17 protein-coding genes are annotated in these 17,068 nt (G+C 55.7%); 15 read left to right on the top strand and 2 right to left on the bottom strand.

The features are described from left to right. Window positions 1–215 precede the first annotated feature (215 nt). From VNX88_08440 to VNX88_08430, 3 genes are all read left to right on the top strand, one after another. Complete coding sequence (locus tag VNX88_08440; protein ID HWY68680.1) at window positions 216–1,049, top strand: Stp1/IreP family PP2C-type Ser/Thr phosphatase; 834 nt, start codon at window positions 216–218, stop codon at window positions 1,047–1,049. After that, window positions 1,031–1,804, top strand: coding sequence for an FHA domain-containing protein (locus VNX88_08435; GenBank protein ID HWY68679.1), 774 nt, complete (start codon window positions 1,031–1,033; stop codon window positions 1,802–1,804). Before VNX88_08440 ends, VNX88_08435 begins: the two co-directional genes overlap by 19 nt. Window positions 1,805–1,932: 128 nt before the next feature. After that, complete coding sequence (locus VNX88_08430) at window positions 1,933–2,775, top strand: DUF1003 domain-containing protein (protein ID HWY68678.1); 843 nt, start codon at window positions 1,933–1,935, stop codon at window positions 2,773–2,775. A 71-nt stretch (window positions 2,776–2,846) separates the two neighbouring features. Here VNX88_08430 and VNX88_08425 read toward each other — a convergent pair whose 3' ends face one another. Further along, window positions 2,847–4,256 (bottom strand): DUF4382 domain-containing protein, encoded by a 1,410-nt coding sequence (locus VNX88_08425; protein ID HWY68677.1) that lies wholly within the window; start codon window positions 4,254–4,256, stop codon window positions 2,847–2,849. Between the two features lie 288 nt (window positions 4,257–4,544). Here VNX88_08425 and VNX88_08420 point away from each other — a divergent pair, with 288 nt between their 5' ends. From VNX88_08420 to VNX88_08365, 12 genes are all read left to right on the top strand, one after another. After that, a complete protein-coding gene (locus VNX88_08420; GenBank protein ID HWY68676.1) occupies window positions 4,545–4,928 on the top strand; it encodes an MmcQ/YjbR family DNA-binding protein in 384 nt (127 codons plus the stop codon). A gap of 306 nt (window positions 4,929–5,234) precedes the next feature. Next, a complete protein-coding gene (locus VNX88_08415; protein ID HWY68675.1) occupies window positions 5,235–5,909 on the top strand; it encodes an O-methyltransferase in 675 nt (224 codons plus the stop codon). Window positions 5,910–5,987: 78 nt separating this feature from the next. After that, on the top strand, window positions 5,988–6,407 hold the full coding sequence (locus VNX88_08410) for a vitamin K epoxide reductase family protein (GenBank protein ID HWY68674.1): 420 nt from the start codon (window positions 5,988–5,990) through the stop codon (window positions 6,405–6,407). 43 nt (window positions 6,408–6,450) lie between these two features. Continuing rightward, on the top strand, window positions 6,451–6,663 hold the full coding sequence (locus VNX88_08405) for a rhodanese-like domain-containing protein (protein HWY68673.1): 213 nt from the start codon (window positions 6,451–6,453) through the stop codon (window positions 6,661–6,663). A 573-nt stretch (window positions 6,664–7,236) separates the two neighbouring features. After that, complete coding sequence (locus VNX88_08400; GenBank protein HWY68672.1) at window positions 7,237–7,938, top strand: hypothetical protein; 702 nt, start codon at window positions 7,237–7,239, stop codon at window positions 7,936–7,938. Window positions 7,939–8,434: 496 nt separating this feature from the next. Beyond that, entirely contained in the window at window positions 8,435–8,884 is a 450-nt protein-coding gene (locus VNX88_08395; protein ID HWY68671.1) for a rhodanese-like domain-containing protein, read from the top strand. Between the two features lie 82 nt (window positions 8,885–8,966). Further along, complete coding sequence (locus VNX88_08390) at window positions 8,967–9,143, top strand: hypothetical protein (GenBank protein ID HWY68670.1); 177 nt, start codon at window positions 8,967–8,969, stop codon at window positions 9,141–9,143. Beyond that, a complete protein-coding gene (locus tag VNX88_08385; protein HWY68669.1) occupies window positions 9,137–9,736 on the top strand; it encodes a DNA alkylation repair protein in 600 nt (199 codons plus the stop codon). The genes VNX88_08390 and VNX88_08385 overlap by 7 nt, the downstream gene beginning before the upstream one ends. A gap of 625 nt (window positions 9,737–10,361) precedes the next feature. Then, on the top strand, window positions 10,362–11,039 hold the full coding sequence (locus VNX88_08380; GenBank protein ID HWY68668.1) for an SDR family NAD(P)-dependent oxidoreductase: 678 nt from the start codon (window positions 10,362–10,364) through the stop codon (window positions 11,037–11,039). Between the two features lie 258 nt (window positions 11,040–11,297). Then, window positions 11,298–12,344: a DUF3500 domain-containing protein gene (locus VNX88_08375; GenBank protein ID HWY68667.1), complete on the top strand. Its 1,047-nt coding sequence runs from the start codon at window positions 11,298–11,300 to the stop codon at window positions 12,342–12,344. A gap of 312 nt (window positions 12,345–12,656) precedes the next feature. Further along, entirely contained in the window at window positions 12,657–14,447 is a 1,791-nt protein-coding gene (locus tag VNX88_08370) for an amidase (protein HWY68666.1), read from the top strand. 196 nt (window positions 14,448–14,643) lie between these two features. Next, window positions 14,644–15,222, top strand: coding sequence for a DinB family protein (locus VNX88_08365; GenBank protein HWY68665.1), 579 nt, complete (start codon window positions 14,644–14,646; stop codon window positions 15,220–15,222). Window positions 15,223–15,742: 520 nt separating this feature from the next. Here the strand turns inward: VNX88_08365 and VNX88_08360 are convergent. Then, window positions 15,743–16,741: a fibronectin type III domain-containing protein gene (locus tag VNX88_08360; protein HWY68664.1), complete on the bottom strand. Its 999-nt coding sequence runs from the start codon at window positions 16,739–16,741 to the stop codon at window positions 15,743–15,745. Window positions 16,742–17,068 lie beyond the last annotated feature (327 nt).

Raw genomic sequence — 17,068 nt, 5'->3', positions numbered from 1 at the left:
CAAGTTACCATCCGGACCACTCCGGAAGCGGAATTTATTTACCTTGGGAGTCGTATCGGATACGCTCGCTGTTCCTGAAAGAGTCATAGCGGTTGCTTGCATTGTTGGTAACCATATGAATCATATCGAGACACAACCAAGGTGCAGCAGGCGTCAACGGTCTCAGCAACATAAATGCGGATCACTGCGGAAAAAGGAGATCTCCCAACGCTCGCATGAGCCTGACCGCTGAAGTAGCCGGCAAGACCGACATCGGGTGCGTCCGCAAGAATAATGAGGACAACCTCGGCTGGGACCAGAGGGTATCTCTCTATATCGTGTGCGACGGCATGGGCGGCGCCTTAGCTGGCGAAGTAGCCAGCAAGATGGGCGTCGACCTGTTGCTCGAATATTTTCGCCAAGGCAAAGAGACCGGTGTCTACCCGGAATTCGGCGAGGTCCCCGGCGACATGTCTGCGGCCGGGCGGCAACTATTGAGCGCGATCCGGCGGGCAAATGCCGCGATTTACGAGGCTGGACAGGCCAAACAATCGCAGCAGGGCATGGGATCCACCATCGTCGCGGCCCTGCTTCAGGAAAACTTCCTCACCATCGCTCATGCCGGCGACAGTCGCATGTACCGGCTGAGGGACGGTGTCCTCGAGCAGCTCACGCAAGACCACTCCCTCGTAATGGAGCAAGTGCGGCGTGGTTTGATCACTATCGAGGAGGCGGAAAAGTCCGAGATGCAGAACATCATCATTCGGGCTCTGGGCTCCGAGGAAGCTGTCGAACCCGACATTCAGGAACTCATCGCCCTGCGGGGCGATGTGTACTTACTCGCGACCGATGGTCTCACAAAGCTGGTGAAGGACGACTTGATCAAACAGATTATGGAGAACTCGCCTTCTCTTGACGTGGCATGCGAAGATTTGATCAGCGCGGCCAAAGAAAAAGGCGGGGACGACAATATTACTTGTCTGCTGCTGCGGGTGGTTGAACTGCCGTGGTACCAGAAGTTCCTCAACTTCCTGCTCGGCGGAGGACAATCATGGCAAAACTCTTCCTGAAATTCGAGCAGGCGGTGCTGAAGGAGATCCCTCTCTCTCAGGGAGTTACGACCATCGGTCGACTTCCGGATAACGTCATCCAAGTCGATAACCTCGCCGTCTCCGGTCATCATGCGAAGATCTATTGGGATAAGGACAAGTTCGTAATCGAGGATAATAATTCCCTAAATGGAACTTACGTGAACAACGCCAGAGTGAATCGCCGCGCTCTCAAGGATGGTGACAACGTACTAATAGGGAAGCATATCCTGGCATTCAGGGAAGACTGGCGCGAAGATCGCCCCGGCCAACTTGCCACTCCTGGATACTCCAGTTCCCCTATGCTAAAACCCGATCCGTCAGTGATGCTCGATATGAAGGATCGACCCTCTGGTTCAAGCGCTGCTCCGGGACAAGCCCCAGGCGCTGAAGCGGGGCGAAGTCCTACACGCCAGTACTCGACGCTGCCCGGAGCCGACAGAACTGGAACCCTTACGATTCTCAGTGGAAAGACCGACGATACACAGTATGTGCTGACCAGCAAGATGAGCGTTATCGGCAAATCCGAAATGGCATCCATCAAGCTCAAGAAGTGGTTCGCTCCGAAGATGGCTGCCCTGATCTCAAAACGAGAAAACGGATACTTCATTGCCGCATCGGAGAAGAACATAAAAGTGAAGATAAACGGGGAAGAGATCTCCGGTCAGCGAGCTCTTGCAGATGGCGACGTAATTGAGGTCGCAGACGTTAAGATGACATTCGGATTTCAGACTTAAGGCGTCTCCCGTTGGGATCAACGATGAGGTTTACGAGTCAATCAGCCCCGGTTTGAACCGGGGCTTCTCTTTAGTCAGTCAAGGAAAATTCATAGTCGTTGCCTATCTTGGTTTGTGCGAGGTGATGGATGCCGTGCGATCGAGAGCTGTTAAGAAATGTTCCGCTATTTGCTCTTTTGGATGACGATGAGGCTGCCGTTCTGGCTAGCCAAGTAGAGATGAAACAGTTCGCCGCGCGGCAGCGGATTTATAAGATCGGCGATGAAGGAGGACGGGGATACATTCTCGTTGCGGGAAAGGTCCGCGTTGCGACTGTCGATCAGGACGACCAGGAGGTCGTGATCGACGAGCCTGCGCAAGGCGAGTTCTTTGGTTTTGCTTCCATGCTCGACGGCCTGCACCACATGAGCCATGCAACTGCCCTGGAATCGACAGTGTGCATCGAGGTAGACCGCAAGGATATTGCCGTCCTGCTGGAACGAAAACCTCACTCGGGTATGGATATGCTTACTGTTCTCGGCCGCCAATTTCACAGCTCGCAGGAACTCGTTCGGCTGCGTGCAGCACGCAATCCCAACGAATTGATCGAGGAAAAGACGACCATAGGCGAGTCCGTTGCTGACAGTGTTGCCCGGTTTGGCGGCTCGTGGAAATTCATCATTACTTTCGGTGTCGTGCTCGTTGTTTACACGGCGATGAACGTCGTGTTGGGACACCAGGCGTGGGACCCTTATCCTTTTATTCTTCTCAATTTGTTCCTTTCAATGTTGGCCGCAATCCAGGCGCCGGTCATCATGATGAGTCAGAACCGGCAAGATGCGAAGGATAGAGTTCGCAGCGAACTGGACTTCGAGGTGAATCGGCGCTCCGAGTTCCAGATTCAGGGTTTAGCCCGCAAGCTGAATCTGGTGTCGGACAAAATTGACGATGTTCAGGATCTGCTGAGGGGAAAGATTTCCGTTACTGAGTAACTCGCAACTCGACAAAAAGCCCCAGCGGATCGTTCGAACCCGCTGGGGCTTCTGACTTTCGTGATCTAAATCTATTGGCAGCCCGTAAAGGCGAGAGTCGGGGCCTGTGCGGGCGTGCTGCCGGGCGAGACTGATATGGCAGGCGTCGTCATGACTGGATTCGTGCAATCGATCTTGCCACCAGACTGTGGAACGAATGCCTGCGCTTCCACCGTGTAGCTCGCTGCTCCGGATGCGCCAGTTACGTAGTTCGTGCCATTTGCGCTGAACGCACCGACTGTCGGATTCACTCCCGGAACGGAGAGGGTGTAAGTCGCACAATCCGTGTTCGCGGGACAAGTCGCTCCGGCCTGCGCGGTAAGCGTTGCCGTAGCCGACGACTGTTGCGCCAGCGGAATGGTAACGTTCAGCGATCCGACCTGCTGCAACGCCGAGATGGTCAGGTCGGCTACGGTTCCAGCTGCAGGCGCGGCTGTTGCAGTGGTCACAGTCCCCGTAATCGAACCCGGTCCCGTGTTCGTTCCCGTGGTCGGAAACATCTGTACGTTGCCGAGCGCAGCTCCGACCGTTACACCAGTGGCGATGGTGGTCGCATACGCAACATTCGCGCCGTTGATCGCGACTGCGACAACATCGTACGAGCCTGCCGGCACTGGGCAGAAGACGAATGCTCCGGTGTTGTCAGGCGTGACCTGCATTACTACACGATCGATGCCTGATGCGTCTTTCTGTTCCAATGCAACGATCGCCTTGCCTCCCACAATCGCCTGGCCAGTAGTTTTATCGACGAGTTTGCCGTTGATCGAAGTCGAAGTCGTGGACACCTCGCCGGCATGCAGTACTGGCTTCAGACGGTATTGCCCGTTCCCTTGTGTCACGATGGACGCACAGGTATTGAAGTCAATGTTCAAATCTTTAGTCTGTCCAGCAGCAACGGTGAAGTTTCCTCCGGCTATCTGACCGGCGGGAATCTTCAGTCCCGTTTTGGATTCACTCGAAAGCAGGAGCGTGTGGACGCTGTTGTCTGCGGAGAGCACGACGCAATTCGCTGTTCCGTTGCACTTGTCTCCGGAGGCAGCGGCGTTGTTGGGGGCAAGCATTACCCGAATCTGTTGATAGCTGCCGGGCTGCAGCTCCGTAGTGGAACCCAGCGACGCCAGAAAGCATTGGTTGTTTGCCTGACCAAGCAAATCGATTTGTTGTGGGCTGCTCTTCAAGTTGGGAGTTAGATCGATCCAGTTGGAGTCATTGTCGCCAGCGCTGGCACTGGCATGTATCTGAACATCCGTTACGGTGACATATACGTGACCGAACGGTCCGCCCGTACCGGAGCTACAGGTTGCGGGATCGCTGATGGTAATCATGGTTGTGGCCGCCGATGCGGTTTGCATGGAGGTACTACTGCCGCTGCAAGCCACCAGAAATGCGATGGAGAGAGCCAGCACCGCTGTGCTGCCCGCTGCCATCCAGTATCGAGACATATCTCCTCCGAAAAAGACTGAGGGCTGATAGTGCACGCGCTCTGCCAGTCTTCATGCAGCCAGGAGACCGAGTCTGTGTATTGGCCATAAAACTGTAAACAGATGGAGATGAATGCTCTGAGCCCCCGGTAACGCTTGAGATTTGTAACGGAAGTGAACGATTCCAAAGAATCTTCAGCCAGAGACAAGGCAGAAACTTCCCCTGCCGAGCGAAATTACATAGTGACAACTTGATAATTATTGGGTCTGTCAATCCGATCTGGCTGGCCATGGCTGGCTTTGTGTCTCTTGGATTCCATTATCCTCAACCATGACAGGCGAGTGCTCATGGACATCGATGCCGTCCGCAAATTTTGCCTTTCCATGCCGCACGCCACGGAGTCTGTCCAGTGGGGCAACGACCTGGTGATGAAGGTCGGTGGCAAGATGTTTGCCGTCATGGTGCTTGAGCCTGCGCAGGTCTGGCTTTCGTTCAAGTGCACGCCGGAAGACTTCGCCGAACTGACGGAGCGGCCCGGGATCATTCCGGCTCCGTATGCCGCGCGATATCACTGGGTGGCGCTTGAGAGAAAGGACGCGCTCACGACTTCCGAACTGAAGCACCAGATCCAACGCTCCTACCAACTCGTCCTGGATAAGCTTCCCAAAAAGGCACGCGCAGCCTTGCACTGAGTCCGAAACTGGCGCTGAGCGCCAACTGACTTACTGCACGCGGCCAAACACATTTGTTCACTCCCCGGAATGGTCGCCCAGTGCAATTCGCATCTTGAATTTCTCCTCCTCGGCGAGAATGCGATTTGCCCCTCCGTCGGACAATGCGCTGCTGCTAATTTGGGAATAAAGACGAGGTAAAGGCCTAACAGCTTCGCTAGGTTGCGTTTCCAGGAGCATCCACGCAGTGTCATTGGGCCAGCGACGTCTGAATTCCAGAAATCTGCCGGGCGAAGACGCACCGTTTTGTGTTGAAATCAATGAACTATGAATCAGGAGCAATGGACAGCCGTCGACCATTACATAAGTGAAACCGTTGTACCTTCCGACGCAGCACTCGACGCTGCGATCGAAGCCAGCTCCAAGGCTGAATTGCCGGCGATCGCCGTTACCCCGAATCAGGGGAAACTGCTCCAAATATTCGCCAGACTCGTGCACGCGCGCAGGGTTTTGGAGATCGGCACGCTAGGCGGCTACAGCACCATCTGGCTGGCGCGGGCCCTCCCTGAGGGCGGTCGAGTGATCAGCCTGGAACTGAATCCAAAACACGCTGAAGTTGCGCGGGCCAACATCGAGCGAGCCGGCCTGTCGAAAAGAGTTGAAATACGCTTGGGACGCGCGCAGGACACATTGCCAAAGCTCGCAGCCGAAGCCAAGGATCTGTTCGACCTGATTTTCATCGATGCCGACAAGGCAAGCATCCCACAGTACTTCACCTGGTCTCTAAAGCTTTCGCGACCGGGCAGCGTGATCATCGTGGACAATGTTGTGCGCAAGGGGGCAGTTATCGACGCGGCCAGCTCGGACGAAGATGTGCAGGGGGTTCGTCGCCTAAACGACATGCTTGCGACGGAGAAGCGTGTGACCGCGACGACGATCCAAACTGTCGGGAGCAAAGGCTACGACGGGTTCACGCTCGCGCTTGTGAATGCCGTAGCATGAAATGTTGTTTCCCGAGCTTCTGCGAAATCTTGAACTACTCGCAAGGACATTCAGGGTAGATTCTGGTTACGGATCAGAATGACTTCTACAATCAACAACACTCTCGTAGCGTCCATCGTGATGCTCTGCCTTACCGGCGTGTTGGTTTCGGGGCTAGCTCTAGGCGAGCACTACAACACTAAGCCCTCGCCCTGCAGCATTAACGACAAGTGGGACTGCGGCATCGTAAACCACAGCCCCTACGCGACTTTGCGCGGCATTCCCGTCGCCTTGATCGGCAGTTTGGGCTTTGCGCTGATAGCCGCACTCGCAGGACGCTTGCCTCGGATCACTGCGGTCTTGGCCTTTTTGGCCCTACTGTTTTCTCTCCGCCTGACTTGGATTGAATGGAAAACCCTCGGCGTGTGGTGCATTTACTGCGTCAGTTCTCAAGCGATCATTGCACTCGTATTCTTACTGACACTATTGGCCGCAGCTCTCTCTAGAAGAAGAGCTTGATCATATTGAGTAGAATTTCTCATGCTGCCGGGAGAGCACACCGATGGATGCCAAAATTTCCGCTCAGGACCTAAAGGCAAAGCTGGATCGGAAGGAGCCGGTAAAAGTCGTTGAAACGCTCGCTCCAGAGCGATATCGGGAGGCCCACATCCCCGGCGCACTGAACATTCCGCCTGAGCAGATCAAAGAGCTCGCGCCCAAGCTCTTGCCGAATAAATCCGCCGAAGTTATTACCTACTGCTCAAACGATCATTGACACGCGAGTGAGTACGCCGCCCGTGAACTGGCGGCCATGGGATACACGAACGTCGCGCACTATCCGGAAGGCAAGCAAGGATGGATGCAGGCCGGGTATCCAGTCGAAAAGACTTCCTGATTTAATCGCGAACGATGAACATTCGATCTTTTCGCCTGAGAGCTCCCGATTTGTGCTAACCGGGAAGAACGATAGAGAGCGGAAGGCGGTCTTCTACAGTTTTTGGGAATCGAACTGCGACGTTTTGTAAGCCAGTGAAAGGGAAACGCTTGGATAACAATGCAAGCACTTGCACACTTGGCTTCGGTGGTGACTGCAAGTCGAGCCGTGGAAATCTCGGAGCTTCTCATTAGTCATTGTATGTCATTGAATTATGGCCTGTTACGTCGCGGTTACCCCCTTTTATTGAAGACTGTCTGATTCCACATGCCTTGGACCGCCACGTGCACATTAAGGAGCTGTTAAAAGTGGCATGGGTAAAAACTGGGTCGAACAAGGGCTATTCTTTTGAAACTGGGCATCGGGTACAGGGCTCTTTTTGCTGTTGGTCTTCTATTTCTCTCAACTTTGGCAATGGCCGACACCCTAGTGGTGGGCGGTCCAGTCACCGGCACTACTCTCACAATCAAAGACAGCGCCCTAACGGCACTTAACTCTGGTTGGTCGAATGGAGTTACCGCTTACATCGACCCATACCATGGAACGTTGAACGGGCAATCAGTAGTGCTGTTCTGCATCGATCCGAATCATCTGGATAACGCAAGCGGCAGCGGTTATCAGGTGAACATCACTGCAAATGGCACAGGAGGCAACACTCTCCAGGCGCTGAATCTGGCAGGCTCGGTGGTTCCCACGTCACATACGCTGTCTCAAGCGGCGATCAACGCGGGCTTCACGAGCGCCGCCCAGCTCTACGGCGGACTGGCGTGGCTGAGCCAGCAACTGCAGGGGACTTCCAATACGCTCCTCCAACAGGAGTATCAGGCTGCAATCTGGCAGTTGGGGGATTACACCAGTACGTTTTCGGTTGTGAATCCGCCAGCCAATTTCGATAGCGCCCTGGTTACAAGCTTTGAACTCAGCGCAAAGAACAACGCTCTTACCAGCGGGTTCTCAGTTCTCACCGATGCGAATGAAACGCTCAACGGCCAAAACGCAGGTCAGGAGTACATCATCCTTACTCCGGAGCCGGGCTCTGTAATGCTCTGCATCTCCGGTTTCCTTGGATTGTTCCTGCTGCGCCGCCGCAAGCTGGCCGACTGCAGCAGAGCCTGATCTAAGCAGTCAATGAAAGGCCGGGACCCAAGCTAGTCTCTACGCTTGGCTTTACCCGGCCTTCGCTTCTTTCATCCATTTTCTAAGAAAGATTGTGGTACTGGCTCATCCCCCAATGGTGTTAACGCAAAAGCCTTCTATGTCGGGATGTACTCCTCTCTCCGATGCTGCAGAGTAAATCTGTGGCAATTGATAACGCCAAACGAGACTTCGCCTGGACACCGGTACGGCTTCGCACGTCAAAAGAGGCGGCCGAACTGCTCGAAGCGCTTCGCGTCAGCTACCAATCGCTTTCGCGAGAGAAGCGTCAGAAAGTTAAGCACCAGATGTCCCGGATGTTTGAATATCAAGGGCGATCAGGTACTCCAACGATTCAACAGGGACATTCTGCGATAGAAAGCAGGACAAATTAATATCAGAATTGTGTGAATCGCGGAGAAAGCCTAGATTTTGAAGAGTAGGTTCCTGTAAACGGTTCCGGTATAACAACAGAGACATGGGACTCACTCTGACCATTGTTTGCGCTGCAGGGTTCTTGCTTCTGATCGTACTTTGGATCAGACGCGCTAAGAGTAAGGACGCGATCGAGAAATACCGGATCACGCCGGAGGTGCTCCGCGATTTGATGCGTTCAAATCGAGAGGTTCTCATCTTTGATGTTCGGCAGCCTCTCGACTTATTGGCCAACTCTGAAATCATTCCCGGCGCAAAGCGGATTCCGCCAAAGGAAGTGCTCGAGAACCCGGGGCTCATCCCAAAAGACAAAGACTCAGTTGTTTACTGCACCTGCCCAAGCGACAAGACCAGCCGGGAAGTATTGCATCGAGCCCTCTCTCTCAATTTTTCTCGAATCAAATTTCTAAGCGGTGGATTGGCGGGCTGGAAAGCGAAAGGCTATCCGGTCGAGCAATACACAGAGTCTTTCCATCTCGACACTGCAACCTAACTCCTCTCATTGACTTCGCGACACATGCCTGGTAGTACCGAGCGCACTTACTAAGCACAAGCAAGCGAGGAGAAGAGCAAGCATGCCGTCCAAGAAGAACGTTCAAGCCAGACCGGCGAAGGATGCAACACCACCACAGCTCGAAGAACAAATTGACGAGACGCTCTCCTGGCTCAAGAAGAAGGGTACTGCACGCGATCCGGGAACTTGGCGCGCTTCGGCATCACTGCTAATAAAGCCTTTGGCGTGTCGATGTTGAACATTCAGGCGCTTGGCAAACGTCTTGGGCGCAATCACGAGCTCGCCAGTCTTCTCTGGGACACCGGCTGGTACGAGGCGCGGCTGCTGACCTCATTCGTCGATGATCCCGCGCAGGTTACGCCCGCACAAATGGATCGTTGGTGCCGCGACTTCGACAACTGGGGCATCTGCGACACGATTTGCTTTCACCTCTTCGACCGCACACCGCACGCGTGGGCCAAGGTCGCACAGTGGAGCGATAAACGCGAAGAGTTCGTCAAACGTGCAGCGTTCGCGCTGCTCGCGAGTCTCGCGGGACACGACAAGAGCGCCAGCGACGAGCGCTTTGTCGAGAGCCTGGCGTTAATCGAACGCGCTGCCACCGACGAACGAAACTTCGTGAAGAAAGGAGTGAACTGGGCTCTGCGGCGCATTGGAAGACGCAACAGCGCTCTCAACGCGGCCGCGCTAGCCGTGGCTCGGCGGCTGGCAGAATCCCCAAATGGGGCGGCACGCTGGAACGGGAAAAACGCCGTCCGAGAGCTCACCAGTCCAGGTGTAATGCGGCAGCTCGCACGAATGAGAAAGGGATCGAAAGCAGCGTCGGCATGATTGTTTCAAGTCTGTTTAAGCACTGGCTGTTTTCCGAGCTGATTGCCGATGCCGACCGCCGAGTCCAGCATTCTTCAAAGCCAGTTGACATCGCGGGCTGCAAGGCAGAGAATTTTATTCCCCCCGATTTCGAGATTTAGTCATCAAAACGGACACGGCACAGGCGCCTCCCCCGACACCATATCCCGTTAGGTGAGAAATTTCATTGCGTAAAGTTTCTACAATAGCGAAATTCTGCGGCGCCCTCGCCAGAGTTCTGGCCTTCACATGGCTTTTTGCCGTTGCAATTTCCGCGGTGTTGCCGGCCGATGACGGCATTCAGCAAGAGCTTGCTCATGCGCCAAAGAAACACAGCCTGGTCCTAAATCGTTCGACGCGCACACCGGCACAGGTGCAGCATGCCGACGGTCTTCATCTCGCTGCCTTAATACCTACGAGTCATTATTTTTGCCTGTTCTCTGAGTCACTCCTTCGTTCTCGAGCCTCGAATCTGCCCGTTAAGGTTTGTTTACACCGAATCAGTAATCGTCCTCCGCCCGCACTAGAAAAATTCCACAGCTTAGTTTCAGCCGTCTAGTCACACAACCTACACACCAAATTACGCATAATCAATTGTGGAGGCTTCATGAACTCGCTTGTTTGGTTCATTACTGGTGCGTCGCGCGGCTTGGGATTAGAAATCACTCGCGCCGCGCTGAAGCGCGGAGACTCGGTCGTAGCTACCGCACGAAATCTTCAATCAATAGTCCATGCTCCCGGTGGGCAGGAACGCCTCTTGCCCGTTGCACTTGATGTCACGAACGGCTTACAGGCGGAAGCGGCCGTGAGTGTAGCGCTAAAGCGTTTTGGACGGATCGATGTGCTGGTCAACAACGCTGGACGAGGACTGCTCGGCGCAGTCGAGGAGGCGTCTTCCGAAGAAGTTCGATCGGTCTTTGCCGTAAATGTTGATGGTTTGCTCACGGCCACGCGCGCAGTTCTTCCCTCGATGCGCGAACGGCGCTCGGGCCGGATCCTCAATATCAGTTCCGGCGGTGGATTCAGTGGAGCACCAGGCTGGGGAGTGTACTGTGCCACAAAGTTCGCGGTTGAGGGGCTCAGCGAGTCGTTGCATGCCGAGTTGCTTCCACTCGGAATCCACGTCACCATCATCGAGCCCGGAGCATTCCGGACAGACTTTCTCGACGCCAGTTCCTTACACCGTACCGCGCAAGTTATCGACGACTACAGTGAGAGTGCGGGTGTTACTCGCCAGCGGGTTGAAGCGCTACCGCGGCCGAGCCCCCGATGCGGCTGCCATTAGGCACCGATTGCGTCGCGAGAGTCGAGAGGAAACTATCGCAAGTGGCGGCGGAAGTGGATAAGTGGCGAACGCTGGCCGAGTCTACGGACTTCGACAGCCTCATGAAAGGCAGCGCCGCATGACAAGACGGCCTCCAGCCTGAATGGACGAGATGGTGGACGAGTCAAACACAAACCACGCGTAGAATGTGCGTCATGTTCGTCGGCAAGACTTACGCGTGGCGCGCGACGCGATGGCATGCGCGTCCAGAGGAGACGCATGAATCGCCGATCGTTTCTTTACTCGTCCGCCGTACTCGGGGGAAGTAGTTTGCTTGGCTCGAGGCTTGGCCACGGCGAAGATGCCCATTCGCATGGCACACATGCAGCCTCGGTGATGAGCGAGTGTGCAAGGCGTTTTCTCGCAGCCCTTGATACCAATCAGCGCGGTAAGACGACATTTCAATTCGACGCTGATGAGCGCCTGAATTGGCATTTCATTCCGAAAGAACGCAAGGGACTCTCCTTGCGCGAGATGACACCCTATCAAAAGCATCTCGCCAGCGCCTTGCTTGCGGCTGGACTGAGCCAGACCGGATACATCAAAGCCGTGACCATCATGAGCCTGGAGGACGTCCTGAGGATTATCGAACGTGACAGCGGTGAATATCGCAACCCAGAGAAGTACTACTTTTCCGTTTTCGGCACTCCCGCCGAGAATGGCAGATGGGGCTATCGCATCGAAGGACATCATTTCAGCCAGAACTACACGATCGTGAACGGCAAGATCATCGACGCTCCAAGTTTCTTCGGCGCCAATCCCGCCGAAGTTCGGCAAGGCCCGCGTAAGGGTCTGCGCACATTGGCAGCCGAAGACGACCTTGGAATTGAACTGATCCATTCCCTGGGTGAACCACAGTTGAAGATCGCGATCGTAAATCCAACCGCTTACAGCGAGATCCTGAGCGGCGCCAGCAGGAAGGCAGCGCTTCAGGGACAGCCGTCCGGTCTTTCGGCTTCTGAGATGAAGGCGAACCAGTTCGACGCGCTCATGGCGCTCATGGAGGAGTATGCGCGGAACCTGCCCGATGAGTTGGCCGAGGATCGCATCACGCAGATCAACAAGGCCGGCCGGAATATCCACTTCGCGTGGAGTGGAGGCATCAATCGCGGCGACCCGCACTATTACCGCGTTCAGACACCCTCATTCCTGATTGAGTTGGACGACACTCAAGATGATGCCAACCACATCCACTCCGTGTGGCGGGACGTGACTGGCGACTTCGGCCAGGATCTGCTCCGGCAGCACTACCAAGCGAGTCATTGAGTGCCGCGCTGTATGCGGCACGGGTAATACTAACCGGACTGAAAGTCTCGGAACGCTGTTCTACACCCTCAGAGACTGTCATCCCCCGAGCCGCCGCGACACCGAACCTACACCATGAGTAGAAGTGCGGCTCGGGGGATCTGCTGTTTTCTTGTCATCTCGTGAGCCAAGGAACAGCAGATCCCCCGCGTCCGCCGCGGCGGAGGCGAGGGATGACAGTCTCAAAAGAGGATTCGCTCGATGCCATCAATTACTACGCTGCAAATGACACTAGAGCACGGCCGTCGCCTATAATCTGCGCCGGAGCCATGAATGTCTGAATCTCGCCGGCAGTTTCTCGTCAATGCAGCCCTCGCGTATTTTGGATCGTCCATTCTCCCTTCTGCTTTTGCTCAACAAGAGCCGCCGCCGGGAATGCCTCCCGCATTCGGCACTGCGCCGCCCGTAGGTCCCGAGGTCTCGCCCACGACCTTCGTGGAAGCCGAAAAGCTGATGCAGGTGCAGTTCACGGCTGCCGAACGCGACCAAGCGGCTGGAAACTGGCGAAGGGCCATGGCTCCGCTGTATGAGCGGCGAACAGGACCGCGCAAGATCGAGCTGGAGCCAACGCTGGCGCCTTATTCTCACTGGAATCCGATATTGCCGGGCGAAGCGCCCGCCGTTGCCCGCGATCAGTTCGTCCGCAGCAACACCGATCCAGGGCCAGTTCCATCGCGGGACGAAGACATAGCGTTTGCTCCACTTACTTATCTGGCGCGCTGGATCGAGCGTCGGCAACTGACTTCCGAACGGCTGACCCAACTCTATCTCTCCCGCCTGCGGAAGTTCGATCCCAAATTACGATGCGTCATCACTCTCGCTCCCGAATTGGCACTCAAGCAAGCCAAGCAGACGGATCAGGAGATTGCCTCGGGCAAGTATCGCGGTCCTCTGCACGGAATCCCCTGGGGCGCGAAAGACCTTCTCGACACCGCCGGAATCCCAACAACCTATGGCGCCGAACCTTTTCGGAACCGCGTCCCCAAAGAGGACGCAGTCGTAACGAAGCGATTGCACGATGCTGGGGCGGTGCTGGTTGCTAAATTGAGTCTTGGCGCGCTGGCGCTGAACGATATCTGGTTCGGCGGACAGACGATGAATCCGTGGCTGCTTGAAGAGGGATCGTCGGGATCGAGCGCCGGCCCGGGCGCTGCCGTTGCCGCCGGGTTGGTTGGATTCGCGATCGGAAGCGAGACCGGAGGAAGCATCGTCTCGCCCAGCACGCGTTGCGGAATTACCGGACTGCGTCCGACCTATGGCCGTGTTCCGCGCACCGGGGCGATGACTCTCTGCTGGTCGCTCGACAAGCTCGGTCCCATGACGCGGCGTGTCGAAGATGCGATTCTTGTCCTGCGTGCCATCTCGGGACCGGATCCCGGCGATCTCTCCAGTGTGCCCAGCAAACTTGATTTCGACGCCAATGCTCCAGCCACGGGCCTGCGCGTCGGGTATTTTCCTGCATGGATGAAGGAAAGCCCGGCCACCGACGTAGACCGCGCCGCCCTCGCAGCAGTCAGCAAAGCCGGAATGGTTCCGGTTGAAGTCGAGCTTCCCGATTGGCCCTACGATTCTCTCGACCTGATTCTCTTCGCCGAGGCCGCTGCCGCTTTCGAAGACCTGACGCTCAGCCGCAAGCTGGACGAACTCAAAGTGCAGGTACCGGACGCATGGCCAAATACTTTTCGCCAGTCACGATTCCTGTCAGCAGTGGACTTCGTGCAATGCGACCGTTTCCGCCGCAAGGTCGCGGCTGAGATGGCGCGCCTCTTCTCAAAGGTAGATTTGCTCCTGGTCCCATCGCTCCGCGACGAGACGCTCACCATCACCAACTTCACCGGCCATCCATCGCTCACGCTACGCGCTGGATTCTTCCAGGTATCGGAAGCGCGCAGCGACTGGGCTCCCGATCCAGCCCATCCTCTGCCAAAATTCTCACCACCACGCCGCGTGCCTCACGGCGTAACCCTGATCGGAAGACTGTTCGATGAAGGCACAATCACCCGCGCCGGAATCGCTATGGAACGCAGCCTGGCTGTCTCCGATGAAAGACCGCCGGGCTTTTGAATGCTCTGAGTCAAGAACCGTTGAACCACGGAGACACGGAGGGCACGGAGGAGCGAAAAGCTTGGGACGTAAGTGCGTTTCGCGCCTATCATTCGCAGCTTTGTTACGTCGAAACGCAGGCTCACAAATTTCTCATCGCGCGAAGTCAAGAGCCGCGATGTCGCTGTGCGCTGACCCTTTTACGGAGACACTCTCAATGAAACCAACACAAATCGCCCTGCTGCTTTCGATACTCACATTTACCGCGGCCGCCTTCGGACAAGGATCTGCGAGTACAGCTCCGCCCACAGTAGCCTCGACGGTGGACCGCCAGGTCAGCATGATCGAAAAGCAAGTTGTAGACGCTGCGGAAGCTATGCCGGAAGAGAAATTCAACTTCTCTCCTGAAAGCCTGAATATTCCCGGCGGCGACTACAAGGGCGTGCGGACGTTTGCCGTGCAGGTGAAGCACATCGCCGCTTCCAACTATTTTTTATGGTCGCCGATCACCGGCGACAAGCTGCCGGAAGGTTTGAAGGACGGAAACGGCCCTGAGGCTATAAAGACCAAAGCCGAGATCATGAAGTTCCTGAAAGATTCTTTTGCCCTGGGTCACAAGGCCGCAGCTTCGTTAACGGCTCAGAACATGCTGGAGATTCCCGAGCGCAGCAAGTCGCCTCGCCTGTACCTGGCTACCTTCGGTGTTGCCCATGCATTCGATCATTACGGACAGATGGTGGAATACCTGCGCATGAACGGAATCGTGCCTCCGGCCAGCCGAGGAAGCTCGAATTGATAGTCAATATTCTGGGAATTGCAGGCAGAAAAAAGAAGGGTGCGCTACCCCGTCCGAAATTCTTGTGTAATTTTCTTTCCAAGCAGCCGTCATCAGAGCGATCCTTAGTTGCTTATGGCGAGGTCGCCTTTTCTGTGGCTCGATAATCTCGCTCCCCACGCTGTCGGTCTTTCTGTGCTGGTGGTTCTAGCACCTTTGCAAAGCCGAAGTCCTTCTGGCAGTGCCACCGGCATGGGAAACACGCACCCCTCAAACGCACGAAGGGTGCGGCACCCACATTTTGGAATCCCCAAAAAAGGAATAAAACAAACCGGACCGAGAGAAAGGGTGTGCCACCCGTCCAGGCCATCACGAAGCGATCGGGCTCACGTGATGATTCGATGGACAAGTCGGACGAAAGGTGCTGCGCCCGCAGCTTGTAGCTCAGAAAAACGAAGGCCGAGTGCAAGGGTCGGCCACCCGCCCGCTACAGACAGCCTCTACCCACCCTCTGAAAATCCTTTTGGTCCCCAGCCGAGATTCAGCGGGGCTCGTAAGAGCCTTGTCCGTTGTAGCCCTGCTGGTATCCGCGCGTGTAGCCCTGACGATACATGTCCTTGTATTGATTCGGGCTGCCCCAGTTCCTGTCATAGCCGCCGGTCGCATTGCGATAGTTTGCCGTGGTCGTCAGACTGCTGTTGCGGCGGGACTGGAAATCGTTCCTGCCATCGCGGATTCCATCCTGAAATCCGTTTTGGTACGCCGGGTTCTGCTGGCCGCTGCCGTATTGGCCGTTCGGGCCAGCGCCATTCCCAGGATCGTAGTACCCGCCGTCGCGCCGCACTCCGGTCTCGTCCCGGTTAGGATTCCCGTTCTGATCCCGGCCGTACTGGTCGCGAGAATCGTACGGTCGGCCATTGCCGTTGCCATTCCGATTGCCATATGACTGGTCGTATCCGGACTGGTAGTCTGCGCGATCGTTGGCGTTGTCGTACTGTCCGCGGTAGTTGCGGGCTTGATTACCGTTGCGATCCCGGTGCCCATCTGCCATGCCCTGCCGGTACGCGGAACTGTTTCCTCCCTGATTCTGATACCAGCCGTATTGATCTTGGGTCTCTCGGCCTTGTGCCTGACCGTTGCCCCGGGTTGTGAAAGAAGAGACGTTGCTGGTCGTCATTCCAGTAGTGTTTTCGCCCGCGGTGGAACGAACCGCAAAGTAGTACCTAGTCTGAGGCTGTAGATTGGTAAGTTGGATCCGATGGGTTGTTCCTCCCCAGGGTACCTCAGCCATTCCGGGATTCGTGCCACTGGGTTGGATCTGATTGGCCGGCCAGCCCCGATCCGAGCTCCTTTGAATGCCATTCTGATCGGTGCCATACAACAGCATGGTGCCTGCAGCAGCGTTCGTAGTCCATGCAATCTGAGCCGAGTTGCTGCTGACGCTCTCGACCTTCGGCCCATCCGTGATCCTCAAGGTTGTCGGTTGCTGCGCAAGACTTGCCACACTCAAGGCAATGCACAAACCGATTATTAACGTCATTGTCCTCATATCTGTATCCTCTCTCCGGTAAATGAGATGGCATCCGTCGCCCCGGAGAGGTCACACACCACGAAGGATGCGGCACCCACGGTTTGGAAGATCATAAGAACGACAAGGAGAAAGGGTTCGCCACCCGCCCAGAGTTGGGTAGTGTCCTAATTTGACCGCGCTTCCCAGGTTTCCCATTCACTGTTCATTCACTGATCAGGGGGCTAACAGTGAATTAACAGCGAATTTATCAGTGAAAATAACAGTGAATGTTTTCCACCGCATAAAACCCGCATGAACACTGGGGCAAGCCCGAAGAGGCAGGGAACTTGCAGTGAA

The sequence above is a fragment of the Terriglobales bacterium genome (genome assembly GCA_035567895.1).
Taxonomy (GTDB): domain Bacteria; phylum Acidobacteriota; class Terriglobia; order Terriglobales; family Acidobacteriaceae; genus Gp1-AA112.
This window is presented reverse-complemented; position numbering and strand designations above follow the sequence as displayed.